Annotated in this window: 35 protein-coding genes and 1 pseudogene; 24 read left to right on the top strand and 12 right to left on the bottom strand. The window is 34.8% G+C overall.

Features of this window, described 5'->3' with window-relative positions; genetic code table 11:
- Positions 1-228: 228 nt before the first annotated feature.
- A complete protein-coding gene (locus ACTJJ9_RS21315; RefSeq protein ID WP_095303615.1) occupies positions 229-1044 on the top strand; it encodes a ZIP family metal transporter in 816 nt (271 codons plus the stop codon).
- 269 nt (positions 1045-1313) lie between these two features.
- Positions 1314-2240, top strand: a complete 927-nt coding sequence (locus ACTJJ9_RS21320; protein ID WP_145585173.1) for a GNAT family N-acetyltransferase — start codon at positions 1314-1316, stop codon at positions 2238-2240.
- A 118-nt stretch (positions 2241-2358) separates the two neighbouring features.
- Here ACTJJ9_RS21320 and ACTJJ9_RS21325 read toward each other — a convergent pair whose 3' ends face one another.
- Positions 2359-2838, bottom strand: a complete 480-nt coding sequence (locus ACTJJ9_RS21325; RefSeq protein ID WP_095302689.1) for a DUF7878 domain-containing protein — start codon at positions 2836-2838, stop codon at positions 2359-2361.
- A 286-nt stretch (positions 2839-3124) separates the two neighbouring features.
- Positions 3125-3562, bottom strand: coding sequence for a GNAT family N-acetyltransferase (locus ACTJJ9_RS21330; RefSeq protein ID WP_145585183.1), 438 nt, complete (start codon positions 3560-3562; stop codon positions 3125-3127).
- A gap of 108 nt (positions 3563-3670) precedes the next feature.
- Here ACTJJ9_RS21330 and pdxR point away from each other — a divergent pair, with 108 nt between their 5' ends.
- The 3 genes from pdxR to ACTJJ9_RS21345 all read left to right on the top strand — a co-directional run bounded on the left by pdxR (position 3671) and on the right by ACTJJ9_RS21345 (position 6567).
- Positions 3671-5068, top strand: a complete 1398-nt coding sequence (pdxR, locus tag ACTJJ9_RS21335) for a MocR-like pyridoxine biosynthesis transcription factor PdxR (protein ID WP_145585175.1) — start codon at positions 3671-3673, stop codon at positions 5066-5068.
- Positions 5069-5235: 167 nt separating this feature from the next.
- Entirely contained in the window at positions 5236-6369 is a 1134-nt protein-coding gene (solA, locus tag ACTJJ9_RS21340; protein ID WP_145585177.1) for an N-methyl-L-tryptophan oxidase, read from the top strand.
- Positions 6370-6381: 12 nt separating this feature from the next.
- Positions 6382-6567: a hypothetical protein gene (locus tag ACTJJ9_RS21345; RefSeq protein ID WP_145585179.1), complete on the top strand. Its 186-nt coding sequence runs from the start codon at positions 6382-6384 to the stop codon at positions 6565-6567.
- Between the two features lie 135 nt (positions 6568-6702).
- Here the strand turns inward: ACTJJ9_RS21345 and ACTJJ9_RS21350 are convergent, their stop codons facing one another.
- Positions 6703-7608: an EamA family transporter gene (locus ACTJJ9_RS21350; protein ID WP_145585181.1), complete on the bottom strand. Its 906-nt coding sequence runs from the start codon at positions 7606-7608 to the stop codon at positions 6703-6705.
- 123 nt (positions 7609-7731) lie between these two features.
- Here ACTJJ9_RS21350 and ACTJJ9_RS21355 point away from each other — a divergent pair, with 123 nt between their 5' ends.
- From ACTJJ9_RS21355 to ACTJJ9_RS21380, 6 genes are all read left to right on the top strand, one after another.
- Entirely contained in the window at positions 7732-8628 is an 897-nt protein-coding gene (locus ACTJJ9_RS21355; RefSeq protein ID WP_440768867.1) for an AraC family transcriptional regulator, read from the top strand.
- A 146-nt stretch (positions 8629-8774) separates the two neighbouring features.
- Positions 8775-9392 (top strand): NUDIX hydrolase, encoded by a 618-nt coding sequence (locus ACTJJ9_RS21360; RefSeq protein ID WP_145583835.1) that lies wholly within the window; start codon positions 8775-8777, stop codon positions 9390-9392.
- A gap of 157 nt (positions 9393-9549) precedes the next feature.
- Positions 9550-10008, top strand: coding sequence for a DUF2262 domain-containing protein (locus tag ACTJJ9_RS21365; protein ID WP_145583834.1), 459 nt, complete (start codon positions 9550-9552; stop codon positions 10006-10008).
- 43 nt (positions 10009-10051) lie between these two features.
- Complete coding sequence (locus ACTJJ9_RS21370; RefSeq protein WP_145583833.1) at positions 10052-10552, top strand: GrpB family protein; 501 nt, start codon at positions 10052-10054, stop codon at positions 10550-10552.
- Positions 10553-10682: 130 nt separating this feature from the next.
- The gene (locus ACTJJ9_RS21375) at positions 10683-11048 is read left to right on the top strand and encodes a YybH family protein (RefSeq protein WP_095302706.1); all 366 of its coding nucleotides are present in this window, start codon (positions 10683-10685) and stop codon (positions 11046-11048) included.
- Between the two features lie 47 nt (positions 11049-11095).
- Positions 11096-11512, top strand: coding sequence for a GNAT family N-acetyltransferase (locus ACTJJ9_RS21380; protein ID WP_145583832.1), 417 nt, complete (start codon positions 11096-11098; stop codon positions 11510-11512).
- 206 nt (positions 11513-11718) lie between these two features.
- Here the strand turns inward: ACTJJ9_RS21380 and ACTJJ9_RS21385 are convergent, their stop codons facing one another.
- From ACTJJ9_RS21385 to ACTJJ9_RS21395, 3 genes are read right to left on the bottom strand one after another with little or no spacing between them, the layout of a single operon-like run.
- Positions 11719-12333, bottom strand: coding sequence for a DUF2306 domain-containing protein (locus ACTJJ9_RS21385; RefSeq protein WP_095302710.1), 615 nt, complete (start codon positions 12331-12333; stop codon positions 11719-11721).
- Positions 12317-13354: a DJ-1/PfpI family protein gene (locus ACTJJ9_RS21390; RefSeq protein WP_095302711.1), complete on the bottom strand. Its 1038-nt coding sequence runs from the start codon at positions 13352-13354 to the stop codon at positions 12317-12319. The genes ACTJJ9_RS21385 and ACTJJ9_RS21390 overlap by 17 nt, the downstream gene beginning before the upstream one ends.
- 55 nt (positions 13355-13409) lie before the next feature.
- Positions 13410-13607, bottom strand: coding sequence for a hypothetical protein (locus ACTJJ9_RS21395; protein WP_145583831.1), 198 nt, complete (start codon positions 13605-13607; stop codon positions 13410-13412).
- Between the two features lie 238 nt (positions 13608-13845).
- Between ACTJJ9_RS21395 and ACTJJ9_RS21400 the strand changes: the two genes are divergently transcribed.
- From ACTJJ9_RS21400 to ACTJJ9_RS21410, 3 genes are all read left to right on the top strand, one after another.
- Complete coding sequence (locus tag ACTJJ9_RS21400) at positions 13846-14532, top strand: response regulator transcription factor (protein WP_095302715.1); 687 nt, start codon at positions 13846-13848, stop codon at positions 14530-14532.
- A gap of 1 nt (position 14533) precedes the next feature.
- The gene (locus ACTJJ9_RS21405) at positions 14534-15850 is read left to right on the top strand and encodes a sensor histidine kinase (RefSeq protein ID WP_145583830.1); all 1317 of its coding nucleotides are present in this window, start codon (positions 14534-14536) and stop codon (positions 15848-15850) included.
- A 118-nt stretch (positions 15851-15968) separates the two neighbouring features.
- On the top strand, positions 15969-16295 hold the full coding sequence (locus ACTJJ9_RS21410; RefSeq protein WP_095302719.1) for a YnfA family protein: 327 nt from the start codon (positions 15969-15971) through the stop codon (positions 16293-16295).
- A gap of 222 nt (positions 16296-16517) precedes the next feature.
- On the opposite strand, the gene ACTJJ9_RS21415 is transcribed toward ACTJJ9_RS21410, so the two are convergent.
- Positions 16518-17135: a hypothetical protein gene (locus ACTJJ9_RS21415; protein WP_145583829.1), complete on the bottom strand. Its 618-nt coding sequence runs from the start codon at positions 17133-17135 to the stop codon at positions 16518-16520.
- A gap of 233 nt (positions 17136-17368) precedes the next feature.
- On the opposite strand from ACTJJ9_RS21415, the gene ACTJJ9_RS21420 reads away from it, so the two are divergent.
- From ACTJJ9_RS21420 to ACTJJ9_RS21455, 8 genes and pseudogenes are all read left to right on the top strand, one after another.
- Complete coding sequence (locus ACTJJ9_RS21420) at positions 17369-17554, top strand: hypothetical protein (protein WP_145583828.1); 186 nt, start codon at positions 17369-17371, stop codon at positions 17552-17554.
- A 10-nt stretch (positions 17555-17564) separates the two neighbouring features.
- Positions 17565-17975, top strand: a complete 411-nt coding sequence (locus ACTJJ9_RS21425; RefSeq protein WP_145583827.1) for a GNAT family N-acetyltransferase — start codon at positions 17565-17567, stop codon at positions 17973-17975.
- 4 nt (positions 17976-17979) lie between these two features.
- Positions 17980-18117, top strand: coding sequence for a DUF3953 domain-containing protein (locus tag ACTJJ9_RS21430; RefSeq protein ID WP_145583826.1), 138 nt, complete (start codon positions 17980-17982; stop codon positions 18115-18117).
- Positions 18118-18159: 42 nt separating this feature from the next.
- Positions 18160-18303 carry a hypothetical protein gene (locus ACTJJ9_RS21435; RefSeq protein ID WP_186324275.1) on the top strand — a complete coding sequence of 48 codons (144 nt, stop codon included), beginning with the start codon at positions 18160-18162 and terminating at the stop codon, positions 18301-18303.
- 254 nt (positions 18304-18557) lie between these two features.
- Positions 18558-19235: a gamma-glutamyl-gamma-aminobutyrate hydrolase family protein gene (locus ACTJJ9_RS21440; RefSeq protein WP_255451981.1), complete on the top strand. Its 678-nt coding sequence runs from the start codon at positions 18558-18560 to the stop codon at positions 19233-19235.
- 410 nt (positions 19236-19645) lie between these two features.
- Positions 19646-20354: pseudogene (locus tag ACTJJ9_RS21445) on the top strand (alpha/beta fold hydrolase).
- A gap of 471 nt (positions 20355-20825) precedes the next feature.
- Entirely contained in the window at positions 20826-21041 is a 216-nt protein-coding gene (locus ACTJJ9_RS21450; protein ID WP_145583825.1) for a bacteriocin immunity protein, read from the top strand.
- Between the two features lie 12 nt (positions 21042-21053).
- Positions 21054-21560 (top strand): hypothetical protein, encoded by a 507-nt coding sequence (locus tag ACTJJ9_RS21455; protein ID WP_440768863.1) that lies wholly within the window; start codon positions 21054-21056, stop codon positions 21558-21560.
- A gap of 219 nt (positions 21561-21779) precedes the next feature.
- Here ACTJJ9_RS21455 and ACTJJ9_RS21460 read toward each other — a convergent pair whose 3' ends face one another.
- Positions 21780-22922, bottom strand: coding sequence for an FtsW/RodA/SpoVE family cell cycle protein (locus ACTJJ9_RS21460; RefSeq protein ID WP_145583822.1), 1143 nt, complete (start codon positions 22920-22922; stop codon positions 21780-21782).
- A gap of 106 nt (positions 22923-23028) precedes the next feature.
- Here ACTJJ9_RS21460 and rpiB point away from each other — a divergent pair, with 106 nt between their 5' ends.
- Positions 23029-23472, top strand: coding sequence for a ribose 5-phosphate isomerase B (rpiB, locus tag ACTJJ9_RS21465; RefSeq protein WP_145583820.1), 444 nt, complete (start codon positions 23029-23031; stop codon positions 23470-23472).
- 239 nt (positions 23473-23711) lie between these two features.
- On the opposite strand, the gene ACTJJ9_RS21470 is transcribed toward rpiB, so the two are convergent.
- The 3 genes from ACTJJ9_RS21470 to ACTJJ9_RS21480 all read right to left on the bottom strand — a co-directional run bounded on the left by ACTJJ9_RS21470 (position 23712) and on the right by ACTJJ9_RS21480 (position 25612).
- Positions 23712-24191, bottom strand: coding sequence for an anthrone oxygenase family protein (locus tag ACTJJ9_RS21470; RefSeq protein ID WP_145583818.1), 480 nt, complete (start codon positions 24189-24191; stop codon positions 23712-23714).
- Positions 24188-25051: an NmrA family NAD(P)-binding protein gene (locus ACTJJ9_RS21475; RefSeq protein WP_145583816.1), complete on the bottom strand. Its 864-nt coding sequence runs from the start codon at positions 25049-25051 to the stop codon at positions 24188-24190. Before ACTJJ9_RS21475 ends, ACTJJ9_RS21470 begins: the two co-directional genes overlap by 4 nt.
- Positions 25052-25183: 132 nt before the next feature.
- Complete coding sequence (locus ACTJJ9_RS21480; protein ID WP_145583814.1) at positions 25184-25612, bottom strand: MarR family winged helix-turn-helix transcriptional regulator; 429 nt, start codon at positions 25610-25612, stop codon at positions 25184-25186.
- Positions 25613-25875: 263 nt separating this feature from the next.
- On the opposite strand from ACTJJ9_RS21480, the gene ACTJJ9_RS21485 reads away from it, so the two are divergent.
- Positions 25876-26334, top strand: a complete 459-nt coding sequence (locus ACTJJ9_RS21485) for a hypothetical protein (protein ID WP_145583812.1) — start codon at positions 25876-25878, stop codon at positions 26332-26334.
- A gap of 155 nt (positions 26335-26489) precedes the next feature.
- Here the strand turns inward: ACTJJ9_RS21485 and ACTJJ9_RS21490 are convergent, their stop codons facing one another.
- Complete coding sequence (locus tag ACTJJ9_RS21490; protein WP_255451980.1) at positions 26490-26615, bottom strand: hypothetical protein; 126 nt, start codon at positions 26613-26615, stop codon at positions 26490-26492.
- Between the last annotated feature and the right edge of the window lie 53 nt (positions 26616-26668).

The following is a 26668-nucleotide window of genomic DNA, read 5'->3' on the forward strand; positions in this document are numbered from 1 at the left end:
AAGAAAGGCGACTATCCGTCCAAAAAATGAACGGATAGTCGCCTTTTTCGTTTACGATCTTGAAATAAAATTAAAAAACGTAAGTTTTTCAGTGGCCTCTTTTGTCCCAGCCTCTTTTTTTAGTATTAAATGTTTGACTATTATTTTACTTAGGACTAAAATGTTTCACGAGGTAAACATTTTGAAATTGCTCTAAATTTTATCGATTATTAAAAAGGAGTCCTTCTCATGGTTGATTTTTTTCAAAATTTTAATCCGGTAACACAAGCATTTATCGCTACTTTATTTACATGGGGTATGACTGCATTAGGGGCAACGCTCGTTTTCGCAACAAAAACAATAAACCAACGACTTTTAGATAGCATGCTAGGGTTTGCTGGTGGTGTAATGATTGCCGCAAGTTATTGGTCTTTGCTCGGACCAGCCATTGAAATGTCTGAAAACAATGCAATTGGAGCTTGGTTTCCAGCAGCATTTGGATTTTTATTAGGCGGTATTTTTTTGTGGGGAATCGATAAGCTTTTACCACATCTTCATCCAAATACATCGATTGACAAAGCGGAAGGGTTTTATCGGAAAGAGCGAAAAAGAAGTACTCTGTTAGTTCTTGCGATAACTCTTCATAATATTCCTGAAGGGCTAGCTGTCGGAATTGCTTTTGGTGCACTTGCAAATGGGGGAACAGAAGCTTCTTTAGCTGGGGCATTAACTTTAGCACTAGGAATTGGGATTCAGAACTTTCCAGAAGGTGTTGCTGTATCTATGCCTTTAAGAGGGGAAGGGATGTCGCGGAGAAAGAGCTTCCTCTACGGTCAATTTTCGGGAATGGTTGAACCGATTGCTGCGGTCATTGGCGCGCTGGCTGTCTCGTTTATTGAACCATTATTACCTTATGCATTAAGCTTTGCCGCTGGAGCAATGATATTTGTTGTAGCAGAAGAAGTAATCCCAAGCTCACAAGAAAAAGGAAATAAAGATTTAGCTTCAATGAGTTTAATGGTTGGGTTTGTTTTAATGATGATTCTCGATGTAGCATTAGGATAATTGACGGCTGATATATGTTGAAGGCTATTTATTTAACAATGAGAAATATACAATGTTGCAACTAAAACGAAAAGATCGCGAAATGCGGTCTTTTTTTATTGATTGCTGAAGGGAGCAGGAAGGTTATAGCGGAAGATACCAATTGCCAAAATTTAGTGTGTCAAATATGATGGGTTTATAAACAGAAAAAGGGTGATGAAGATGATTAAACATACAAATTATCATGGAGTTTTAGGTTTGAATGAAAACATGAGGAGGATATTAATTATATGTCAGTAACTGAAAATCAGAAGTATACAATAAGAAATTATATAGATACAGATGCGGATAAAATTGCTGAATTTGATTTCTTATCAATGCTAGCGTATAGGTACAATCGTGACTATGAAGCTTCCAATATATTTTGTGCGGTTGATACGGAGGAAAATATAGTAGGGATAGGTCACTTAGAACCAGATCAAACATGGTTTTTTATTGATAAGAACACGAAGCCATCTCATTTTGTTTATAAATTAAATTTATCTATTTCTTTAAATGGAAAATTTCATTGTCCAATAGAAATTAAAGATGAATTGTTTTCTACTTTATTAAATAGAGCGAATGAGATAAGGAACCAATATCCTGATAAAAATGTAACTATCAGTCACACGATCCCTTCGGATGAAATAGATGAAATGGATTATTTCCTCGCAAAAGGTTTTTATGTGATACGAAACCATCTAATTATGAAACGTGATTTAACAGAGGAAATTCCGAATTTCCCAATTTCAGATCATATGAAAATCATCAATTGGAAAATGGATACTGAAGCTGAACAAGAGGAATATTTGCGAGCTGAGGCCGAAAGTGATGATAATGGAGTATCATGGAGCTTAAATCGACTGCAATGGACAAAGAACGGTTCTGAATGGGATACGTTCACAGCATTTGCTGGTGACAAAATCGTCGGGAGTGTCATGACCTGGGGATTAGGTGAAGAAAGAAGCGCGACAGAGAATATTTTTGTCTTACATGAGTGGAGACGAAAAGGAATGGCGAAAGCGCTTATTACAGAGGCTTTAAAGTTTCTAAAAAGCAATGGGAAAACGGAAGCTACACTAGGTGTATTTGGAGAAAATCAAAAGGCAATAGCTTTATATAAAGCATTGGGTTATAAAATGTTATTTATCAATATCGAATTTGGTCTTGATTTATAACTTTTATAACTAAGATGTTTCAAGTTTTGTTGAAGTTATTTAGTAGAGAATTCAATCCTGTTATTCTTAATCCTGAAATTAAACGCCAACTCATTTCGTTCATAGTTGGCGTTTTTACTTAATGTCTATTTAAACTATATGGAATATGTTTCATAAAGTCTTTTAAGTCGATTCCATAGTATTCTTCTATATCTTTTCTTAACTTTTGCTCCAAGGCACAAACTTGAGGAACAATATAATTTAGCTCAAAGACATTATCAATATCTAATTCTGCCCATATCGATTTAATTCTAGCCTTATTAGAAAACGGGAGTAATGAAATAATCGCACCATCTTCGTAATCGTCATATTCAATAGTATAGTAATGAAATTCCGGTATATGATCTTTTGATATATTTTCCTTCCATTTAAACAAAGCCTTATAAAACTCTAGGATAGGAAGCTCGGCTTGAAAATATATTTCGTCATTGATTTTGATTGTAAGCATGGCCTCGACAGCTAAAATGGAGGGGACGTCCCTTCTAAGCTTATTGGAAATAATTCCTTTATTACTAATGAATTGATATTCAAAATTTATATTATTAGGAGCACTCACCATATTTTACTATCAAATCCTATCACTTTTTATTTTAGTTTTCTCTTTTAACCCCATTTTTTCTAAACTCACATTGACTCTTGTAATATTTCACTAGCAGTATTACATTACATTACATTGAAGCCACCTTTGTTTGTCTCATAATCGTTGATTACATCCTCTGAAATGCCTGAAGTTGTACTAATTCCAACTACTAACGCTTCTTTTAATATCTATGAGACTACCAGATTAGTATAGTTAGGGTCAATAATCTTCTCGGCTTTTGCTCGTACATAAGAGAATTAAGGATTTATAGCCTTTTTAAGAAAACATAGCTAACCTTCTCATATTCCATTTTATTTGTATAAAAACGATGTGCATCTAATCGTTGTAGCCCTGAGGAGAGGGAAACAAGATCATAGCCATTCTCCTGAGACCAGCTATGGACATAACGCAAAAGTGCTTCACCATATCCCTTTGAGCGATAAGCAATATCTGTAACTAAATCACAAACCCAGATGAACCTGCCATTGTACAGAGTGATCATCGGCATAAAGCCTGCTACGGCAACAATTTTTTCATTATGATATAAAGCAGCTATTTTATAATTTTCTTTTTCTGTTGCTTCGTGTACTAATTGAAGATAACTGTCCTCATCCAGAGCGGTTCTTAGCTGCTTCATGACTGGATAGGCTTCCTTCCACTCCTGCAAGTTTTTCAGTTCCTTAATGAAAGTTGTATTTTGCATCATACTCTCAACTCCTAAATGAAATTATGATTATTAAACCACAAACTGGTATAATCAAAAGTATCAGTTATGGTGAATTTAATAGTACCAGATTAAGAGGTGGAAAATGTGATTGAGCTTACACCATACTTGAATAGAAAAGTTAACACACCGCTTTATATTCAATTAGCAAATTACATAAAGCAAGAAATTGTATGTGGAAGAATAAAGCCTGGAGAAAGACTGCCGTCCAAAAGAAAGCTTTCCTCTTACCTTGGCTTAAGCTTAAATACGATTCAAACGGCCTATGAGCAGTTAAATGCGGAAGGATACATTGAAAGTAAACCGCGGAAGGGAATATTTGTTACAGCATTTGAAAATGAACTATCTATAGGGGGAAAAGCTCCCAAACAATGGGAGCAAGTAGATAACAGAGAAGAAACGATTAGTTTTGATTTTAATTCAGGGAATGTAGATATTGATCATTTTCCATATTCATTGTGGAGGAAAATAACGATACAGTCCTTATATGAGGATCAAGGTGAATTGTTTCAGCTAGGAAATCCACAAGGGGAGCTGCCTCTTAGAGAAGAAATTGCAAAGCATCTATATGCATCAAGGGGTGTTCGATGCCAAGCAGACCAAATTATTATCGGAGCAGGTACTCAGATGCTTATCGCATTATTAGTGATGTTAATTGGGAAGGACAATTTATATGGTATTGAGAATCCTGGATTCCATCGCATTAAAGCTGTTATGAACAATTTAGGAGCAAAAACAGTCCCAATCCCATTAGATCGTGACGGTATAGAGATGAAGCAATTAATCGATAGCGAGGCTAAGGTTGTTTATGTGACACCATCCCATCAATTTCCTAATGGGATGATCATGCCGATATCACGCCGATTGGAATTGTTAAAATGGGCTGAGATGAACAACGGGTTTATCATTGAAGATGATTATGATGGTGAATACCGATACAAAGGCCAGCCGATCCCTTCCTTGCAGGGGCTCGATACAAAAGGAAGGGTGATTTACCTAGGAACATTTTCTAAGTCGTTGATTCCCTCTATTCGTATAAGTTATATAGTATTACCACCATCTTTCATTCATCCATATCAGGAAAGCTTTACAATATATAAGCAAACGGCTTCAAGGCTCCATCAGGAAACCCTTTATCGTTTTATGAAAGAGGGGTATTTTCAAAGTCATTTAAATAAAATGAGAACCCTTTACCGTAAAAAGCATGGAGTATTAATGTTATCGATCAAACGCTATTTTGGAAATAAGGTAAAGGTCATAGGAGAAAATTCCGGACTTCACATTGTGTTAGAGGTAAAAAATAGGATGAGTGAAGAGGAGTTAATAAAAAAAGCGTTAAAGGCAGGCGTAAAGGTATACCCTTTATCAATCTATTATGATGGTGTTATAGATAGCAGCCCCCAAGTTTTGTTAGGCTTTGGAGGTTTGCGAGAAGCGGAAATTGATACAGGCATTAGCCTATTAAAGGATGCTTGGGAAATCTAAATTCATTTATTGAAAATGACTTTTGCGGACGAACTGAATGATAAAAAATAACCGAATTCTTTAATATACTCAGAATTTATAAAAATTTATTTTAAGCAAGGGTTGCATATCAATTATAATGTATTGAATATAAGAGTGTCTTTGATTCGTTTTGGAGGTTAATAAATATGAAGTATGATGTAATCGTTATTGGTGCAGGCTCAATGGGAATGGCAGCAGGTTATTTTTTATCAAAGAGTGGGAAAAAAACGTTATTGTTAGACTCCTTTAATCCACCACATAATAAAGGAAGCCATCACGGTGAAACGAGAATTATTCGCTATGCATATGCTGAGGGAGAGGAATATGTCCCATTCATTCTTAGAGCTCAACAATTATGGGATGAATTAGAAAAGGAAACGGGAAAACAAGTATTTATTCAAACAGGAGTCCTCAATGTTGGGAAGGAAAAGTCAGATTTTATTCAAAATATTATGAAAAGCTCTAAAAAGTATTCATTGCCACTTGATGTAATGGATTCGGAGGAAATTCATCAGCGTTGGTCTGGAATTACGTTACCTAATGAATTTATCGGCTGTTATGAACCTACGTCTGGAGTATTAAAATGTGAGGAAAGCATTAAAGCATACCAAGAGCTTGCTGAAAGGAACGGTGCTACGATTCTATCAAATAGTAGAGTAAAGGACATTTCCGTTCAAAATGATGCTGTCACTATCAAGACAGATGATAAGAGCTTTTCCGCGGATTCGTTAGTAGTTACTGGAGGAGCATGGTCAGGGAGCCTCCTTTCGATGTTGGATTTGGATGTTCCACTTACACCTGTGAGAAAGACATTTGCATGGTTTCATGCTAAAGAAGCGATCTATCATCATCACTATTTTCCGGCCTTTGCCTTTGAGACACCTCAAGGACTTTATTACGGCTTTCCGAGTATTGATGGTTCTGGCTTAAAGGTTGGCCGCCATGATGGAGGAGAGCAAATAAATCCGGATGAAGCAATGAAAGGATTTGGGGAGAAGCAAGAGGATGAAGGTGATTTAGTCGGATTTTTGCATCAATATATCCCGAATACTGGAGAGCTAAAGTATGGAAAAACCTGTATGTATACTCTGACACCTGATGAGAAATTCATTATCGATCTGCATCCAAAGCATTCCAACGTTGCGATTGCAGCAGGATTCTCAGGACATGGATTCAAATTTAGCAGTGCGGTTGGACAAGCCTTAAGTAACTTAATTATTTCAGGAAAGAATGACATAGATATTTCTCAGTTTTCATTAAATCGATTTAAAAGGGAGTAGCTAGAAAAGAGGATGAAGGTATATAAGCTGAAAAATAACTTTAAAGGGTTAAAAAAGGGAACTCAATTCTATTTAATCGCAGAGTCTGAGTTTATCGGTGTTAAAGATTTTGTGTTGCGAACGAAGGATCTTACAACTAGGATATCGATAAATGAACGGGAATTGCATAACCATTTTACTCTTTTGAAATATGAGTGAACGGTTTGATAAGTTAGGCGCCTATCTATCATTAAAAGGCGCCTTTTCATTTTCTATTATCCCGTTTTGGGAAATTAATAAATGAGTAGTAGGTTAAGAAAGTTTATCTTTGCAAAACTAGAGACTTTACTTTCATCAATGGGCCTTTTGAGAAGAGCCTTTATTCAAAGCCAATAATAAAATCATTACGATAATACAACTTGTACCAACCCATTGAAAAGGTCCAAAGGGCTCTTTTAACCAAAAGACTGTCGTTATAACAGCTGCTAATGGCTCAATGCTTCCTAAAAGGCTCGATTCTTTAGGTAGTAGACTTTGTAAGCTTTCGATATAAAACCAAAAGGCAATCATGGTACCAAAAATGATAACGAAAACTAAATATAAATAGACTTCTAGTGGTAAGCTTTTAAATTCTAATAACCATGGTGGATGGATAAAACTTAATGCAAAACCACCAATAATCATAGCCCATCCAACAATGACAAGGGAATCGTATTGTTTCAATAAAGGAATCGCATATAAAGTATAAAAGGCTAAAGCTATTCCAGATAAAATCCCCCAAATGATTGAAGGTGTTGGCACAGATAATTGAGAGATAGATCCGTTAGTTAGTAAGAAAAAACAACCAATTAAAGCCAACGAAACAGATAACAAATCTCTTCGTGTTAGAGCAGCTTGTTTGCGTAAAGCTAAGTATACAATAATCATTACAGGTGCTAAATACTGTAATAGTGTTGCAACAGCTGCATTACCATGTTTAATAGAAGCCATATATGTGTATTGAACTGCAAGCATACCAAGTAAACCGAAGATCAATAATTGAATAGCATCCCTTCTCTTTTTCCAAACCCCAAGTATTTGGGAACGGTCCTTTCCGAAAAATTGCACTGCCAAGAGTAAGAATCCAGCTATGAGTAATCGAGTTGTTACAAGCCAGTCTACATCGATTTGGAGTAGAAAAAGCTTTTTTGCAACTGTGCCACCAATCCCCCAAAATATAGCACCTGTTAGAACAAGAAATATTCCCTTTCTTCTGCTCATTATTGATTCTCCACCTTAAAATATAAAAATAATGTTATATTTTTAAATGATAAGTTTGAATACCTTTAATTAATACATGAATCAAATGTAAAAATATAAAAATATTGAGGTGGAAGTATGCAAATTAAAGATTTTCAGATTGATCAAAGTTTACGAGAATTAACTGAACATCGCACGGTTGTACTACCAATTGCATGTTACGAAACAACGATTAATCAGAATATAAATGGGTATATACCACTTCATTGGCATGATGAATTTCAATTTGTTCTCGTTGTAAATGGAGAGGCAATATTTCAAATAAATGAAGAAGATGTTTCGATTCAAGAGGGAGAGGGGCTTTTTATAAATAGTGGTTACCTGCACATGGCAAAAGATAAGAATAATTCAGGTTGTGTCTATATTTGTTTAAATGTTTCGCCGAGCTTCGGTTTATCACAAGAGCTATATACTATCTATGTAAGCCCTTATATACAGGCTACAAATATTTCTTATATACGATTAGTTTCAAAAGAGCTTTGGGCGAAGAATATTTTACAGTCGATTTTGCAAATTAATCAACTGATAAATCAAAAACCTCGATATTATGAAATGGACATAAGTGTACATCTAACACTAATTTGGAAAAACCTTATAGAGAATGGAATTCAACTAGAATACGAACAGGTAGAAGTGGTTAAGAATCAGCGGATGAAGCAGATGTTAAATTGGATACATCAGCATTATGCAGAGAAGGTCCTCTTAGATGATATTGCACGGGCGGGTCAAATAAGTCGTTCCGAATGCTGCCGTTATTTCAAACGAATCTTAAAGAAAACTCCCATGAAGTACGTAACAGATTATCGAATTCAAAAAAGTTTAATTTTGCTGCAGCAATTCGAAGCTAATGTTACAGATGTTGCATATCAAGTTGGGTTTAACAGTACAAGCTATTTCATTGATAAATTTCGAAAGACGATGAATATGACACCATTAGCTTACAAAAATAATTATAAAAATAATAGTATTTTAGAGAGGTAGCATAGTTTTTAAGATTGTTATTCCAATGGTGGAGCAAGGTTAGTTTTAATCGACAAATGAAGCAGAATGGGTAAATAAACGGCTGTTTAAGGTTATAAAAGGATTATGGTAATATTTAGGTATAATTGAATTGGTGGTGACGATAAATGGAACCTAAATGGCTTGAATGGGCAAAGCAGCTGCAATCTATTGCACAGGCAGGATTAACATATTCAAAGGATATCTATGATCTGGAAAGATTTGAATTGATTAGAAATATTAGCGTTGAAATGATGTCACAGCAAACAGGTATAGATAAGACGGTTATTAAAGAGTTGTTTGCTAATGAAACTGGTTATGCCACCCCGAAGGTTGATATTCGGGCTGTTGTTTTTAAGGAGCAAAAAATTTTAATGGTAAGAGAAAATACTGATGGGGATTGGTCTTTGCCAGGTGGCTGGGGTGACGTTGGATTAACTCCGAGTGAAGTTGCTGCAAAAGAAGTAAAGGAAGAAGCAGGATTTGATGTCACAGCAAAAAAATTAATAGCTGTATTTGATAAGAAGTGTCACCCACATCCTCTTTCCCCATACCACGTATATAAGCTATTTATTCAATGTGAAATAATTGGCGGGCAAGCAAAGGAAGGAATTGAAACGAGTGCTGTCGAGTTTTTTGCTGAAAATGAACTACCAGCATTATCTATAGCAAGAAATACAGAATCTCAAATTCAACTAGCTTTTAAACATTTACATAATCCCCAGGAGCCTGTCTATTTTGATTAATAATCAAAGATGAATCTCATACCATTTCTTTTTATACATATAAAGGTATTTAAGTGCTGGCGAAATAGGAAATCGCAAAGAGTACTCTTCATTATTATCGTGCAGAAATGCGACATGTAAAGAGCGAAACATGAGAATAAAAGAAGGGAAGTAGGAGATGGAAAAATCAATAAAAAGTGAGCTTATTGGGGTATTTACATACAATGAGGAAATGAAAGCATATGAGGTACATGAAGGAAAAATACATTGGAAATTGGATATTAGTCATGAAGGTGTAGATGTTAAAGAGATGAAAAAAAGCGCAGAAAAGCTGTTTATACGCCTAGAGGAATTTGATAAAAATGCTAAAAAAGCCATTGCAGAGAAATTGATTGCTTATAAAAATGATTTTTGGCCAGAGTATGATGTGGATGATGAAAATCTAGACTGGGATGCTGTTGAAGCAGGAGAATATGATGTAACAAAGGAACAATTTGAAAAAGCGCTTACTCTGTATGACATCATTATTCGAGCGAATGATTTTTATTGTGAATATGATGATGGCGATTTATTTGGTGGACATAGAATACATACTCATTTTGATTATGATGGCAATTTATTAAGTGCTGATGTGTAGTTTTAAATTATAGAGAGCTGAAGTATTACAGGTTGGAGGGCTAATGGTGAGGTCCGAAAAGGAGAATAGCCAATCAGGTATTGAAATAGTCGATTACGATGAAGAATGGGAAAAAGCGTTTAGATTATTGGAGGAAGTTCTCCAAAATACACTAGAAGATTTAATCATATGCATTGAACACGTTGGAAGTACATCTGTGAAAGGGTTAGGAGCAAAGCCGATTTTAGATATAGATATTGTCATTGAAGATTATTCTGTGCTACCAGCTGTAACAAGTAACCTTGAGAAAATAGGATACGATCATCAGCAAAATTGGAGCTTTAAGGGAAGGGAAGCATTTGGACGAAGGGATCCATTAGTTCCATGGGATGGAAGAAAGACAAATTGGATTGAACATCATCTATATGTCTGTCATAAAAATAGCGAAGAATTAGCGAGACATATAGCGTTCCGAAATTATCTTCGTAACAATCCGGATGCCGTTAAAGAATATGTACAGTTAAAAAGGAACTTGGTAAAGACGGCAAAAGACCGAACAGCTTAAACCGATGGGAAAACAAATTTTATTAATAAGATTTTAGAGAAAGCAATGAGGTAGGGTTGCTATGAATTTATAGGCCGTTATTGATCTAAAAAGAGCAACTGCTATAAAAATGAAGTGGAGGTTTCATAATTTGGATTATCAAGACGCGTTAAAGCAATATATAGAAGCGACAAATTCCCATGACTTTCAAAATGTTAAAAAGGTGCTTCACGAGAATGCATTGTACTGGTTTACCGATAAAACTTGTTCGACGATTAACGAAATTCAAGCTTATTTTGAAAATGCGTGGGAAGTAATTAAGGATGAGGTATATTCAGCAAATGACGTTAAGTGGATAACTGTTGACGATAACACAGCTACATGTGTTTATACATATCATTATCAAGGTTTTCATAACGGTACATTTGTTTCGGGAAGTGGAAGAGCAACAAATATTTTTATAAAGGATTCAACAAATGAATGGAAGTTGATTCATGAGCATTTGAGTAGTCTATAAATAGTTTCTTAGTATTTAATATATTGTTTTAAAGGAGATTGTGAGAAGTGATTCACTTCGAATTAAACACGATTGATAAAAAGCATATAGAAATCGATATGATGAACTCTAATCCAACATACAATTTGATAGCTAAAGGTAAAGAAGCTATTGATGAACAAGATGTTGAAGAAGAGTTTCGGGAAAGTGTAGATTTAGAGGTTGTACGTTTGTTTATGAAAAATAAAGATGACTACATTGGGATAATCGACTACTGCCTATCAAATCCATCTGACGGAAAAACATGGATTAGTTTATTTGTTATTCACAAAAAGTACCAGGGAAGCGGATTAGCCGAAAAAATATATTCTCAATTTGAAACGAGAATATTAGAAAAAGGTAAAAAGATAATTTCCTTAGCTGTACACGAAATCAACGTGCAAGGCATCCAGCTTTGGAGCTCTTTAGGATTTAGAAAAATATAAGCAATTAATCTATAATCATAAACCACATTTTTGTTTAGAGAAAAGGATTAGTTTTTAAATTTAATAACTATTTTTTTCCTAAAAAGAATTTCAAGTATTTTATAATGAAGAGCTTTCTTGGACAATTTTTAAAAGGAAACTAAGGCTAAAATAACATTTATCACATTCTGAATAAATGTTATTTTAGCCATATGTTTGAACTAGTTTTAACCGATTACTTTTTTCCTAATGATGATTTCTGCTAAGAGTAGATTCATTATCCAGCATAGCCAAACAGCTATCGTATAGGAGTGTCCATAAGAAAAGTTCATAACATAATGTGTTAATGAAACAATGATATAGATTGTCATATTGGCAAATGAAAGAAAGAAGCTTCTTATCATCCATTGACTATGTAAAACAATGTTTCGGCGCTTAATAAGAAGATAACCTCTGAGCGTTGTTCCAAACCATAACGAATTTAAAATCAGGAATCCTACCGTGCTTAGCCAGCCTCCTGTTGCAAAGAGGGAGACATAAATACCTGGAATGAAATTTAAAAGGATTGATAGGACATATATCCGACCATTCCAACGATGAAAGTTTAGAGCCTTTACTCGAATAGCCTTTATAACACCTAGCGGACCGGTTATAAGTGAGAGAATGGCGAGCACGATATGAATCCGAATCATCATTCCCCATAGCCATTCATTCGTTAAAATTTGATCCTTTCGTCCAATAAACTTTTCGAAAGTTGGATCAACTATAAAATTTTTTGAACTTGTATGCATGACCCACATAATTGAGATGATCACGATGATTACTTTAATCGTTTTTTTCATGGCGGCTTTCCTCTGTCAACAAAACACGATGACCTGTTACTTTTGATGTAGGCAACAGCCCAGCTTTTGCTTCCCCATACATTTTATTTTTCTCGATATTAACGCAAAATTTTAAAGAGAGTCGCAATGGTTTTGTAACTTTCATAGACCATTTTAATTGGTTCCCAGCAAATTGAAGATTGTCTAATGACACAACGTCTTCGCCTTGCTTTGCAGTTCCAACTATTTGTCCATCTTTTAATGCTAAATCAAATAGAACGGAAAGGTTTCCGAGCGGAGTTGTAATGGTTGTATCCCATTTTCCTTGAAAGTTCACTTTTTTATTTGGTTCAAGGAAGGAATCTTCATGCGTTTCATCAATTGAATCTTCTTGTTGGCTTTCTTTAGGTGATATTCCTTCAGGCTTCCAAACCGTTCCTCTACGCTCATATTCAAATAATTGTTCTACCGAATGGGCGATACGTGGACCTAACTCACGCTCAACTAAGTAAAGTGCAACATCAAGACCAGAAGTAACCCCTCCACCTGTAATAAGATTCCCATCATCAACGATGCGTGCATGGATTGGAATCGCCTTTGTAGCACTTAAAACCTCCATTCCCATATGATGTGTAACAGCATGGCGCCCTTCTAATAAACCATCCATTGCTAAAATGAGGGAACCGCCGCAAACTGTTGCAAGTAAGATTTCAGGTATGTGAATCGCTTGTTTAAGTAAAGGACCTAACTCTGTCTCGGTTGCCTGTTTTAATTTCATTGGTATTGAATCTAGCTCATTCCCTACAACAGAACCAGATGCACCTGGTACTAGAATGATTCCTTTACAGCTTATATCAAGTTTATCGCTTGCCTGGAGTTTAAGCTTGTTAACTCCACTCGTTACCATTCTTTCGCCCTCAGCAGACACAAGCTTAACGACGATCTCATCATTTGAGTACATATTAGCAGCAGTAAACACTTCAAAAGGAGCAATCGCGTCTAATAAATCAAATCCATCAAATAAGACGATTTGAACATTCATCTATAATGCCTCCATTCTCTGAACATTTCTTTGCATTTGTTTCGGTTAAATATTTTTATTTTTTTGTAAGAATCTCTATCAATCTTTGATATTCCATTTCATCAATCGCTCCTTCAGCCAATCGTTTTTTAAGAATTGAGGAGAGCTGCCGGTCATGTTGAATGGTATTTCTAGATCGATATCGCATTTTAATGATAAAAATCGCTACAAAACAGAAAAGTGTAAGACAATACAAAGTACTAAATGTACTCATATGTTAGAAAACCTCCTTCAAATTGTTAAATGAACAAACTGACATATTGGCCGTTTATGCCACAACAAAAGAGTAACGTTTAAATATCTCAGACGTAGCTACAAAAAAGTCACAAAACAATAACGATTCATCACAAAACGACTGACAATGCTTGTTCCCTGTTTGTAAAATGATAAACTAAAGGTGGATTTCGATTAATTTTAGTTGGAAAATGCTTTTATGAAAATGGAGGATAGTTGTGAAGGAAATGCATACAATTCTTGTCGTTGATGATGACAAAAGTATTGTCGAGCTATTAAAGGATTTCTTAGAGAATGACGGTTTTCGTGTTAAAACAGCTTTTAATTCTATTCAGGCACTTGACGTCATTTCTGCTGAAAGAATTGATTGCATCATTCTAGATATTATGATGCCAGGACAAAATGGCTTTGAGTTATGTCGTGAAATACGAACAAAAAGCAATATTCCGATATTATTTTTAAGTGCAAGAAGTGATGATGTTGATAAGATAAGGGGGCTAGCTCTCGGAGGAGATGATTATATCGTGAAAACAGCCTCACCCGGAGAGATTGTTGCGAGAGTAAAAGCTGTATTAAGGCGCACAAGCTTACAGCTGGAGTTCGATCGAAGAGTATTGAAATATGGCAGACTTACACTCGATTTGTCCACGAGAGAAGTGCTTATAGATGGGAGAATCATCTCGCTTACACCGAAGGAATATGAATTGCTTCGTTTGTTTGCCGAACATCCAAAATATGTGTTTACTTATGACCAATTACTTGAAAAGTTTTGGGATGGAATAGGAGACAAGCATACTGTTCGCGTCCATCTCAGCAGACTTCGCGAGAAAATTGAAGATGAACCGAACCAGCCACAATTCATAATCAATGTCTGGGGCATTGGGTATCGATTCAAGGGAGAATAATATGAAAACTTTACGCATTCGTAAGTTTACGGTCATCTGTCTGTTTCTACTCCTCTTATTCCCCTGGCTCTTTTTTGTAGCTGCACAGGTACTTGAAACAAAGACGCTCGGTTTTGGTATAAGTGATAAACAAAAGGCAGATATAAAAGAGACGGTTCAACTCATCGAAACGAATTTAAAAAACTGGAAGGACCCTGTTTGGCAAAACCGATTGAATAAACACCTAGAGAATACAAACATGAATGTATTGCTTCAATCTGCCCTGAATGAAACAATCTATCAATCTGTTTCCAACCACGAACAATCATTTATGAAATCCGAGCAGTTTTCGCTCATTGAGGATGGACAAGTAACTGGTAAGGTTACGATTTATTATAGTAATTCGAGACTTAAGCAAATCATTGCAGCGTTTGTTGGATTAATAGTTGCTTTTTTTATTGTCGGATATTTCATGCGAAGAAATATTCTTATACCTCTTGAAAAGATGAGTAATTGTGCTCGGAAAATAGCAGAGGGAGACTTAGATGTCCAATTACCGTCATCTGAAATCACTGAAATTGCTGAGGTTCGGGACGGTTTTCACGTGATGGTTGCAGGCTTGAAAAAGTCATTTCAGAAACAAGTTGAAATGGAGGCTGAGCGTAGATTTATTATTGCTTCTGTTGCACATGACTTACGGACACCGTTGTTTGCCTTGCGTGGCTATTTAGATGGTTTAGAAAAAGGAATTGCTACCTCCCCTGAAAAACAAGCGAAATATATAGCAGTTTGTAAAGAGAAGTCAGCTCAGTTGGACAGACTTGTAGAGGATCTTTTTACATATACAAAAACGGAATACTCAGAAATAGAATTTAACGAAAATAAAGTCGACTTTACACATGTGCTAAAAAAAGCTATAGACAGCATCATGCCGCAAGCACAGCTGAAGTATATCTCGATTACAGAAGGCAATTTTCCGAACCATTGCATGATTAACGGCGATGCTCATTTATTAGAACGAGCTTTGAACAATCTATTAGACAATGCAGTTAGACATTCTCCAACTAAAGGAAGGATTTTTATTCACTGCTATCAAGAAAGTGACCGAGTGTATTTTACAATACGTGATACAGGTAAGGGATTCTCCGCAGATGAACTTCATCATGTATTTGAACCATTATATCGAGGTGAAGTTTCGAGAAACTATTCAACAGGTGGATTCGGTTTAGGCTTAACGATATCGCAGAGAATCATCAGGCAGCATGGAGGAGACATTATTGCGGAAAATGATAAAGAAGGAGGAGCACTTTTAACAGGCTGGGTTCCCTTGGCAAGCTGATCGTTTCTTTAAAACAGATAGTGAATAATAGATGTGAACAAATAAGCTTAAAATGTTTGTTCAATCGTAGGTCGGTGATATAACGACTGTCAGAAGAATGAAAAGGAGTTCGTTCGAAATGATTTATGCAATTGGTTTATTTTTACTAGCAGGTATAGCAGAAATAGGTGGTGGGTATTTAATTTGGTTATGGTTAAGAGAAGGCAAACCGTTTTATTGGGGGATATTTGGAGGCTTAGCATTGGCGCTATATGGTGTAATTGCAACATTTCAATCATTTCCATCGTTCGGCAGAGTGTATGCTGCATATGGAGGAGTATTTATTGTTCTTTCAGTTCTGTGGGGGTGGGGAATAGATAAAAAAACACCTGATGTATATGATTGGATAGGTGCATGTATATGCTTAGTTGGTGTAGGGGTCATGTTATTGGCACCGCGTCATTAAAGAGGAGTTATAATTATATTCAAGTGGCGGATTTATGCTTATTTGATAGTTCTAGAATTAAAAAGTAATAGGTAATAATGGATTTATTTTAAATTATATAGTTTATGTAAACGACAGATAAAAAGGTTGAGCCGACTAGTAATCTCTATCGGCTCTCAGTTTAATTTATCAGTTAGAAAATATCCGTTCCCCTAATAGATTAAGTTTTTTTATGTAATACTATTAGATAGAATGTAGTGATTCATTCGAAATTATCACACCATTAGGGTCAACTAGCTTTTTAGGTAGGGAGTCCTTGATAACAGCCTCGGTGATTGTCACTGTATCACCAATTAACGATTGAATAGTTTTAACAGGAGTACCAAATAAAATAGAAAGATCATCCTCTAATCCTGTTCTCTTTGTTTCTAATTTTAATTTTTGTATTTTTATGTTGTCATTCATAGAATCAACGATGTCTTCGCTCGTTTGAAGTTCAATCCTAAAATGATAAGGTGTTGTAATAAACGTTCTTCGTTCCCCTTTAGCAACTGTCCAATTCATTTTATCTGCTTTCTCACATATAATATTTTGTTCATTTTCAGAGACTAAAAAGCCAATATGGTCAAATTTAATCTTCTTTCCGTAGCCAAAGGTAATATTTATCGCGCCTTTCCTTGCCTCTATAATACGGAAAATTATAGATTTATCTCGGAAATCATCCCACGTTAATGGTGGATTAAAAGCTTGAAAATCTCCGTGATATTTTCCGATGCGTTGAGAGATTCGAAAGCCGATATCCATATAAAACTTTTCCGTTTCCTCTACATAAGGAGTCCAAAAATGATAATGAAATAGCATTTGAATATCCTCCCTTTCCCTTTTACGATTATGATTTTTTGTAATAGTTTAGCTGAAATTTGTAAGAACATCGGTGCTTCTCTACTGTACTCCCTTATAATCCCATTTTACAAAGTTATTGAGATAAATGTGCTGTTATATTAAGATAATCGTTTTCTTTCTATGAAAAAGTACAAATTTCATCTAAAAGAATGGTATAATTTGGGATAAAATTGATTAAAGAGGCGTTTAAAATGTCGGTTATGATTAAATCACCATTTTGGTTTACCTTTATTATCGTTTTCATCGTTTTATTCCTCATAAACTTCATTACCCAAACGTATTTAATGAAGAAGGAAGATTATAAAATTAGCTGGGGTTCAATAGTGGTCCTTGTTTTTCAAGGGATCGTTATTTCAATCATATTTGAAATGATGTAGGGGAGGAAATATGAAATTTCGAGAATTTACTTTAAATGATTATGAATCGGTAATAGATTTATGGAAGCTTGCTGGATTAAAGCTTTCTCGGTCTGATACATATGAAGGTCTGAAGGTTAAATTAAAAAGGGATCCTGATTTATTTTTTGTTATGGAAGAGGAGAAGCGAATTATCGGTGTAGTCATGGGGAGTTTTGATGGAAGAAGAGGATGGATAAACCACTTAGCGGTTCACCCTGAATACCAGGGAAAGAAGCTTGGTCAACAAATAATTGATGAACTACAAATGCGTTTTAAGAAAATCGGTTGTGAAAAAATGAACCTTTTGGTTGAACTAAGTAATGAAAATGTCCAAAGCTTTTATGAAAAACAAGGATTTAAAAAACATGACTTAATATTTATGGAGAAGTGGATTACTTGAACATGTGCTTGCATTCATTGGTTTAACCATGCTAATTATAGGAGTAGAGCATTTTCGTAAGGAACGAACCACAAAAGGCTGGTTATTTGTTGTTGTTTTGCTTTTTATATTTGTATCAACAGAAGGATTTTTATTAAAGTAAGAGTAAGTTAATCGGAGAAATTACTAGTTAGGAGGGAGTTCTTTGGAAAAAATTATTGAGCAAAATCGAGAAGAAAAAGAAATGCCCCTTTTATTTTTTCGTGTTATCTCTTTCCTTACATTTAAGAAAATTAGGAAAATAGAACAAAAGAAGATGAAGCTGAAAGAGGAATTGTATATTGATTAATTGCCTTAATATAAAGTGGCGGAATAAGAGCTTTAAGTGGAGAGCGCAATGGCGGTCTTTTTTGTTAGATGTTGGAGTTAGTAAATGAAATCGGGTTTTAAAAATTAACATATTGGTCCTTCTGAAAAAAGACTTCATGGAAAGTAAACAAAACAGAGTATTCAACAGAGCTTTATTTTTTGATTTATAATGAAATTGTAAGGCTGAAAATGGAGAGTGAATAGTTATGGGAACCAATAATCGGTGTTTTACCGTTGTATGATAACGAAAAGGATAGTTACTGGATGCTGCCAGGTTATATGAAAGGGATTGAGGATGCTGGGGGAATCCCGGTAATGCTACCATTAACGACAGATGAAGAGATTATTTTAAGTTTAGCAAATACTTTTGATGGTTTTCTCTTTACAGGTGGTCAGGATATCAATCCAGAGCTTTATGGTGAAAAAATTTCGGATGTTAACGGGGAAATGTGCAATGAACGTGATTGTATAGAGGAGGTTCTTTTTAAGCGAGTAGTCGAATTGGATAAACCTGTATTAGGGATTTGTCGTGGTCTGCAATTATTTAACGTTTTGTTAGGTGGAACCTTATACCAGGATATACCGACACAACTAACTAGTAGCGAAATTAACCATAAGCAAAGACCCCCATATACTGAACCGACTCATAATGTATACATAGCAAAAGATACATTGCTTTATCAGATTCTTCAAGTAGATACTTTAAAAGTGAACAGCTATCATCATCAAGGGATTAAGAAGATATCGGAAAAATTAGTACCTGCTGCAAAAGCAGAGGATGGATTAATTGAAGCGGTTATCATGCCAAATAAAACATTTACTTTAGCAGTTCAATGGCACCCTGAGTTCAACTATAAGCTTGACGATAATAACTTTAAATTATTTCTAGAGTTTGTAAGAGCATGTAAGTAGTAACGATATATTTAATGTTTGTCTTTGCCGCTTCATGGTTGGAGCGGTTTTTTTGATGGAATTTAAACTGAATAGTGTCTTATGATAGGAATATGAAGACTATCTCCTTGGTACAAATTACTGGATAGACATTTTCAACAGTCAGTTCATTGGGGGGTTTTTTCTAATACTACCAGAACATTTAAAACGGAAAAGGAATTTGAAATGTTTTCCAGAATATATTGTTGGGTAGATAAAAAGGTAAGATAACAATTGAAAGAGCATTCTATTAAATTTCAAAGCTATACTCTTAACCGTGTTGGTAAGTCTAATAAAAGAGTGAATACACGAAAGGTAGATAAGGAGTTTATCTCGTGAACTGTAAAAAAAGCTGCTAGTTTCCTTTTTATTAATATTTCTGTTCATTCTCATTGCCCTTTTTTCCTACATGGACACCTAGTATAAAGGGAGAAAACAGCATTGCTATATTAGAAAAGGTGAAAATAAATGATACTGAGCTTGAAGTGATGATTAGAGGTGTTGATAAAACAAATCCAATTATCATATTCGTACATGGCGGGCCAGGGGTTCAGAAATTCCTTATGTTAGGAAATATCAGGATATACTTGAGAAGCATTTTACAATTGTCCACTATGACCAAAGAGTTAGTGGAAAATCATATCAATTTTTTGAGGATTACTCAAATATAACAACAGATCTACATGTGGAAGATTTATTGGCACTAACAGACTATATAAAAGATGAAATTTCTCAAAGATAAGGTTTTATTAATCGGCCATTCATTCGGTACATATATAGGATTGAAGGCAGTGGATAAAGCTCCTGAAAAATATGCTGGTTATATTGGCATTGGACAAGTTTCTAATCATACGAATAGTGAAATAGATAGTCTCGAATATACAATTCGTCAGCTGGACAAGCTGGAAATGTAAAGGATGTAGAAAAGCTCAAATCACTTGAAGATTTAATGCAGCAAAAGACTATTTTGATAACTTAACCGCACCAACAAAAGATTTTATCGTCTTTGAAAATTCAGCACACTATCCACAATTTGAAGAAGAAAAAGCTTTTGCAGATTGGCTTATTCAAACTTGGAGAGAAGATTTAGTGGAAAATTAAATTCATTATTTTTGATTAAGTATTCTAATTAGAGGTTAAAACGTACGGATTGGAATAGCTGAATGAATAATAAAGACGGTGACTCAAAAGGGTCTGACCCCAACATAAACTAACCTCACCATTAGTCTATTGTATTTGAGGGGTCTGATCCTTTGGTTTTCATATTGCATAGTAACTGCCTATGTTACCTTATTTTTTTCAATCTGATACCAACACACATAAGTAAAATTCCTGAAAAAGAAAAAATGAAATTATAAAAAAGCTCAGAAACATCCTCGAATAATAGTAATCCAAGCGTAACGAATATAACCCCAATACCTGCAAAAAAATTTTTTATAACAACACCCCTTTTTAATATATTAGGTTGTTAGTGAAAAAAGTAAAAAAATATTGAGATTGAAGAACTTTTGTGGGAAATTTTGATTTAAGGATTAAAGCTAGATAAACAAAAAGACAAGGAGTTTTTTCAAATTGACTGATAAATTAAATAAAGAACAATTAATAAAACTTGTTGAGGAAATAGGTAACCCGAAATTAAGCGATGATGAAATAAATGAAAAAATTGAGCTATTCGAAAAAAATGTACCTCATCCAGCCCCAAGCGATTTAATTTTTTGGAATGAGGAAGACTTATCACCGAAGGAAATAGTCGAAAAGGCATTGAATTATCGATCTATTAACTTGTAAATATTGCAGTGAGTGATTAAGGGAAAAACATTAAATAATGGTGATGAAATGAAGCTTCCAAATGGAATAACTGGATTTTATAATTCGAAAAACAAGCCTCCGAATGTTGATGGTAAGCATTTTAATCAGGTATGTGTAACTGCTTTGTCTCGGCTTGGAGGTGAGGTGTTAATGTTTAAAGAACCAAAGTATCCAACTAATTTTTATGATGCTAAAGTTAAATTTCGTAATAGGATTTTTCATATATTGCTTAATGAACATTATCCATATGTTGCCTTTGCTTCAGCTGTTGAATATGAAAAGATACGATTTATTGATGATGCGGAGCTATTCAAACGGTTAAGCCCTTTTTACCATGTATTACATTCTTCTGAACTGAATCTACATGTAATACTAAGGCAAGGTTCTAAAAAAGATATTTTACAAAACGATAACGAATTGAATCAAGCTGAATTGGAGCAAATAGCTTACTGGAAGCCTAAAATAATTGGGGAGATCATTTTTAATTTTTGGGATTAGCTTATATTTCGGACTTCCCGCGGAAATCAATTCTCCTGTAGCGGAAATAAACAAAATTATAAATCATTAAGTGAAAAATTTTATTCAAGAGCAAGTTTGTTTTAAGCTAATATCAAACGAAATAGCAGTCTGATAATGTCGAACATATATAGCTTAGTTCTCCATTACTAGACTGCTATTTTCATCCCTTAAACTAGGCTTTGATGAATGTAAGGATAATTATGAATCGAATAGATATTTTTTATTTCTAAAGCTAATACTCATAACTAACCCAAGTGCAAGCATATTTCCGATCATTGCGCTTCCTCCATAGCTGATAAATGGAAGGGGGATTCCTGTAATAGGCAATAACCCAATAGTCATTCCAATATTTTGGAAGGCATGAAACGTAATCATCGTAATCACACCGATACAGACTAAAGATGAGAATTGATCCTTTACATCGATCGATAGTTTAATAATCCGATAGATTAAAATAAAGTATATGCAAATAACAGCTGCTGCTCCATAAAATCCATACCGATTGGCAATGACACTAAAGATAAAATCTGTTTGACTTTCTGGTATATGGATGACCGTGTTTTGTACCCCAGATAATTGTCCAGAACCTACTCCTAATAAGGATTGATAGAGGTGATAACCCTCGCCAAGTTTATATGTTTCCGGATCTAACCAAGCATATATTCTTCCTAATTGGTATTCTTTGACACCAAGAGCTTTAATCAAATCTGGTTGATACAAGATTAAATAAATCAAACCTCCACCAACAATAACAATTGATAAAAAAACAGGTAAAATTATTTTCCATGAGATCCCCGAAACAAGAACTAATCCTGTAAAAATCGAAATTAACACTAATGACGTACCGAGGTCTGGCTGTTGCATAATCAATAGAATTGGAATGATTGTGACAACAGTCATCTTTCCTAAAAGAATGAGATGATCTCTAATGTTAGTAAGATGATTTGCTGTTGAGATAATATAACTTAATACAATGATTAAAGCTATTTTTGCGATTTCAGATGGTTGAAATGAAACTCCAGGAATAAATGTAAACCAGCTCTTCGCCCCATTAATAGGTCTTGCAATACTTTCAGGAGAAATCACTAATACGACTAAAAGGAAGAGTGAAAATAAATATAGATACCAACGGAGCTTTTGGATTTGTTCCATATCAAAAAACATCACAAACAGGATAATTAAAACACCAATTATGTACCATACAATTTGTTTAAGTAGAAAATTCTCTTTTAAATCACCTAAAATTTGAGCGTTATAGATAGCTATACAACTTACGAGAAAGAAAAGGATTAACGTTAAGATAAAATTATAGTCAAAATTACTTTGTTTTTTATCCTCCATAAAAAAACCTCACAATAGTAGATATTTCCACAAGAATTATAGTGTAATGCCTAACACATTTTACCATAGTTTTAGGGAATGTTTTACGAAATGATGGAAATTTGGTATTTATCGAAGTCGTTATGTCATTATTTGTTTCCTCTACTACTCCTTTTCATTTTTTGAAGAGTTGAATATTGAGTATGTCGATTTTGGATGTGATTGTAGTACATCTGTTGACTATCCGGATTATGCGATTCCTGTAGCTGAAAAAGTTGCAAACGGTGAAGCTGATCGTGGGATTTTAATTTGTGGAACAGGTATTGGAATGAGTATTAGTGCAAATAAAGTAATGGGAATTCGTTGTGCTCTCGTACATGATGTTTACAGCGCTAAAGCGACAAGGCAGCATAACAATTCAAATGTATTAGCAATGGGAGAACGCGTCATAGGTCCGGGATTAGCTCGGGAAATTACTAAAGTCTGGCTAACGGCACCTTTCGAAGGTGGTAGACACGAAACTCGTATTAATAAAATAAAAGTGTTTGAAGAAAAAAATTTATACCTCTAATTTTGAAAACATCTAAATCGGACTTTTTGTTGTTTTCAGTCGGGGGTTATCTATGAGGAGCAGTCAGTAATGTTGACATCTTTTGTCTGCGCCTAATGGAGAAAAGTCGCCAAACTTTTAAAGTTAAAAGTTGTAATGATTAAAAAAAGACCCATTAGATAATTGTTTTTCTAAGGGTCACAACATTTAACCGACGGATTTATTAATATCATCACCATTTAGTTTAGGTTAAACTTCCATTAACTTAGCGCAAAAATAAAGAATGCCAATGCTACCAAGCTTGCTAAAGTTCGGATGTGATTCCATCTAGACCATTTTGATAAGTAATTCTTCCACAACGGTACACTTGTTTCCTCTTCACTTCTAACGCGGGCTAATGCATCATTTAGAGGTACATTGCCTAAAATCGTAACTAGAAAACTACCAATAAGATAGAATAAACTTCCGGTGATTAAATAAAAGGCATTTGTATTTTCTATATTCAATATAGAATGGACAATAAGTAGTGCGGTAGCTAATGCTGTTCCCATAAATACAGTTAAAAATGATTTGTTTAGCACAGTTATATTTATTGACTGCATTGCAGCAATTCCATTTTTAGCGGGAAGCTTGGCAAGTGCAGTCATAACAAATGATGAAAAGGCGAAGAAAACGCCAGCAATCAATCCGGAACCTAAAGCTGCCAAGAAAAATACATAAGGAATGATTTGCTCAATCATTTCATATCCTCATCCCATACTCCAGTTGCCGCAGCACTTCTTGCATAATTACTGAAGTCTCGTGGCTCTCGACCTAATGCTTGTTGCACACCATTAGTGACGTGAGAATTGCGACCGTCTAATACTTTAGTAAATAGCTCTACCATCAGTGAAATCAAATCTTCAGGCAGTCCTTGCTGTTGCAATTCAACGATGAATTGTTCGGTAGGGATATACTTATAATGAATATTACGACCGCTAGCCTTGGAAATTTCCTCTGCCACCTCAGCAAAAGAAAGTGACCGTGGACCAGAAAGTTCATATACCTTACCAACATGTCTTGGGTCTGTAAGGGATGCGACTGCAACATCAGCAATATCTTCAACATCTATAAATGGTTCCTTTACATCTCCAACCGGAAGAGCAATTGTTCCACTTCGTACATAATCGAGAAGAAAATGTTCACTAAAGTTTTGCGCAAACCAGCTTGAACGCAAAATCGTCCAGTCTGCTCCACTTTCTTGAACTGCTTTTTCACTACGCTGAGCTTCTTCTTCTCCACGTCCAGATAATAGTACTAGTCTTTTTGCGCCAGTTTGAACAGCAAGGTTTGAAAATGAACGAATTGTATCTGCAGCACCTGGTACAGCCAAATCAGGATAATACGTTATATAGACAGTACTTATTCCATCTAACGCTTGTTTCCAGCTTGATTTATCATTCCAATCGAAAAATGGTTTTTGTGATCGTGAGCCAATTCTTATTGAAAGCCCCTGTTGTGAAAGTCGTTGTGCTATTCGTCTTCCTGTTTTACCTGTTCCGCCGAGAATTAAAATCGTTTCATGCTCGTTTTGCCTGTGGATAAATTTTTCTGCTGACATCTTAATTTCCTCCTTATAATTCATATTTATTTAAAAAGCTTAACGTTTCGGACTTCAAATTCGCCAATCAGATAAGCTTTTTATAAAATTGTTTGCACAAGCAACTATTTTGCGAAAAAAATAAAGAATAATCTATTCTTTATTATCCAATTGATTACTTACTTCATCTAAACGAAAGGATAATTCGTCTCCTTCTTTGTCTCCTAATATGTCTTTGTACCGACGGCGTAGATTCATCCAACATTCATGAATTGGTTTTTCAAGTTGTTTTCCTTTGTCTGTTGAATAAATTAATGACATTCTGCCTTCTACAGTATTATAGATTAATCCTTTAGAAGTAAGCTTTTCGATAAGGCGAGTTACAGTAGATGGTTTGAGCTGTAGAATTTCACCTAACCTTTTTTGCGAAATTCCTTCATTTTCATAAACAGCCATTAGTAGATATGCATAAGAAGGCGATAAACCGGTTATTGCAAATTCATCCTCTGCCATTTTTGTTACGATTCTACTGAGACGATTTGCGGTGAAGTATAAGCATTCTTTAAGATAGTTTTCCAGCATTTCTGTTCCCTCAATTCCAATAAACTTAAGATAAATAAAATGTTTGTTTGTACATACAAATATATTTTATTTGGATGAAAATGTCAAGGGGAGTTTTTAAAATTTCAGAAATTTCCTTTTTAATTTATTACCTCGCTTTTACTAACGTTACATTTAGGAAAAGCATGAAATCTATAGAACGGTCCAAATTCATCGTATCTTTTTCCATTTAATTGGAATACTTAACACGAAAAAGTAAAGAAGAATGAATAGGAGTGAGGTATTTGAATAGAACCATCATAGTAATAGCCTTCATATTGACAATGATTTTATCAACGGAAGCAAATGCTCAATTTAAAGTCCCAGAAACAAAAGAAACAGATCATTGGAAAATTGAACTATTAGAGCCTTCAAAGAATGAGGCGTTAGCTCAAGCAAAAAAGGGGAAATACGAAGTATATAGCCTTCTCGTTACAAATAAAGGAAATGAAGTATATAACGTTGAAGTTGAAGCGTTTCGAAATGGAGAAAATGACAATAAAATGTATGGACTTGCTCCACAATTTGAACACCCTCACATGCAAGCTGGTGATACCCTTCAATTTAGTAATTTCCCTGTTAAAACAAAAACAGAAAAAGTAGAATTTGTTATCACGTGGGAGGATACACCTATTACTTTAAAAGATGGAACAAAGGTATTTGGAAGAAAATTCAAAGAAACGATATCATTTTTAAAAAGTTGATTATTATTTGATAATCAGCTTTTATTTTTTATCAGTAATATAACTGTAAAGCATAACGAACGCATATAAAAGAATATAGAGGAGATTGAGATTTACAAAACTATTTTGGGGGAATCAAGTTTGAAGGACGATAAAGATGAACACATTGATTGGAATTATTCAGGTAAAACAAATTTATTGTTTGGTACTGGAGCTAATGCATCTGAAAGAATGATAGTGTGGGCTTCTAGTTTTGTCGTTCCGCTCTTTTTTTGTACGCGTATTTCTTTAAAGAGCTCCAATTAACACCTCTCCAGCTCGTTATTGGTTTGTTCGTTGCTGTAGATATCGGAGG

Source organism: Metabacillus sp. 22489 (genome assembly GCF_052044855.1).
Classification (GTDB): domain Bacteria; phylum Bacillota; class Bacilli; order Bacillales; family Bacillaceae; genus Metabacillus; species Metabacillus niabensis.

What these genes read in the sequence shown, in the direction of transcription:
- ACTJJ9_RS21315 (WP_095303615.1), top strand. Translation starts at nt 229, where the DNA reads ATGGTTGATTTTTTTCAAAATTTTAATCCGGTAACACAAGCATTTATC.
- ACTJJ9_RS21320 (WP_145585173.1), top strand. Translation starts at nt 1,314, where the DNA reads ATGTCAGTAACTGAAAATCAGAAGTATACAATAAGAAATTATATAGAT.
- ACTJJ9_RS21325 (WP_095302689.1), bottom strand. Translation starts at nt 2,838, where the DNA reads ATGGTGAGTGCTCCTAATAATATAAATTTTGAATATCAATTCATTAGT.
- ACTJJ9_RS21330 (WP_145585183.1), bottom strand. Translation starts at nt 3,562, where the DNA reads ATGCAAAATACAACTTTCATTAAGGAACTGAAAAACTTGCAGGAGTGG.
- solA (WP_145585177.1), top strand. Translation starts at nt 5,236, where the DNA reads ATGAAGTATGATGTAATCGTTATTGGTGCAGGCTCAATGGGAATGGCA.
- ACTJJ9_RS21345 (WP_145585179.1), top strand. Translation starts at nt 6,382, where the DNA reads ATGAAGGTATATAAGCTGAAAAATAACTTTAAAGGGTTAAAAAAGGGA.
- ACTJJ9_RS21350 (WP_145585181.1), bottom strand. Translation starts at nt 7,608, where the DNA reads ATGAGCAGAAGAAAGGGAATATTTCTTGTTCTAACAGGTGCTATATTT.
- ACTJJ9_RS21360 (WP_145583835.1), top strand. Translation starts at nt 8,775, where the DNA reads ATGGAACCTAAATGGCTTGAATGGGCAAAGCAGCTGCAATCTATTGCA.
- ACTJJ9_RS21365 (WP_145583834.1), top strand. Translation starts at nt 9,550, where the DNA reads ATGGAAAAATCAATAAAAAGTGAGCTTATTGGGGTATTTACATACAAT.
- ACTJJ9_RS21370 (WP_145583833.1), top strand. Translation starts at nt 10,052, where the DNA reads ATGGTGAGGTCCGAAAAGGAGAATAGCCAATCAGGTATTGAAATAGTC.
- ACTJJ9_RS21385 (WP_095302710.1), bottom strand. Translation starts at nt 12,333, where the DNA reads ATGAAAAAAACGATTAAAGTAATCATCGTGATCATCTCAATTATGTGG.
- ACTJJ9_RS21390 (WP_095302711.1), bottom strand. Translation starts at nt 13,354, where the DNA reads ATGAATGTTCAAATCGTCTTATTTGATGGATTTGATTTATTAGACGCG.
- ACTJJ9_RS21395 (WP_145583831.1), bottom strand. Translation starts at nt 13,607, where the DNA reads ATGAGTACATTTAGTACTTTGTATTGTCTTACACTTTTCTGTTTTGTA.
- ACTJJ9_RS21405 (WP_145583830.1), top strand. Translation starts at nt 14,534, where the DNA reads ATGAAAACTTTACGCATTCGTAAGTTTACGGTCATCTGTCTGTTTCTA.
- ACTJJ9_RS21410 (WP_095302719.1), top strand. Translation starts at nt 15,969, where the DNA reads ATGATTTATGCAATTGGTTTATTTTTACTAGCAGGTATAGCAGAAATA.
- ACTJJ9_RS21415 (WP_145583829.1), bottom strand. Translation starts at nt 17,135, where the DNA reads ATGCTATTTCATTATCATTTTTGGACTCCTTATGTAGAGGAAACGGAA.
- ACTJJ9_RS21420 (WP_145583828.1), top strand. Translation starts at nt 17,369, where the DNA reads ATGTCGGTTATGATTAAATCACCATTTTGGTTTACCTTTATTATCGTT.
- ACTJJ9_RS21425 (WP_145583827.1), top strand. Translation starts at nt 17,565, where the DNA reads ATGAAATTTCGAGAATTTACTTTAAATGATTATGAATCGGTAATAGAT.
- ACTJJ9_RS21460 (WP_145583822.1), bottom strand. Translation starts at nt 22,922, where the DNA reads ATGGAGGATAAAAAACAAAGTAATTTTGACTATAATTTTATCTTAACG.
- ACTJJ9_RS21470 (WP_145583818.1), bottom strand. Translation starts at nt 24,191, where the DNA reads ATGATTGAGCAAATCATTCCTTATGTATTTTTCTTGGCAGCTTTAGGT.
- ACTJJ9_RS21475 (WP_145583816.1), bottom strand. Translation starts at nt 25,051, where the DNA reads ATGTCAGCAGAAAAATTTATCCACAGGCAAAACGAGCATGAAACGATT.
- ACTJJ9_RS21480 (WP_145583814.1), bottom strand. Translation starts at nt 25,612, where the DNA reads ATGCTGGAAAACTATCTTAAAGAATGCTTATACTTCACCGCAAATCGT.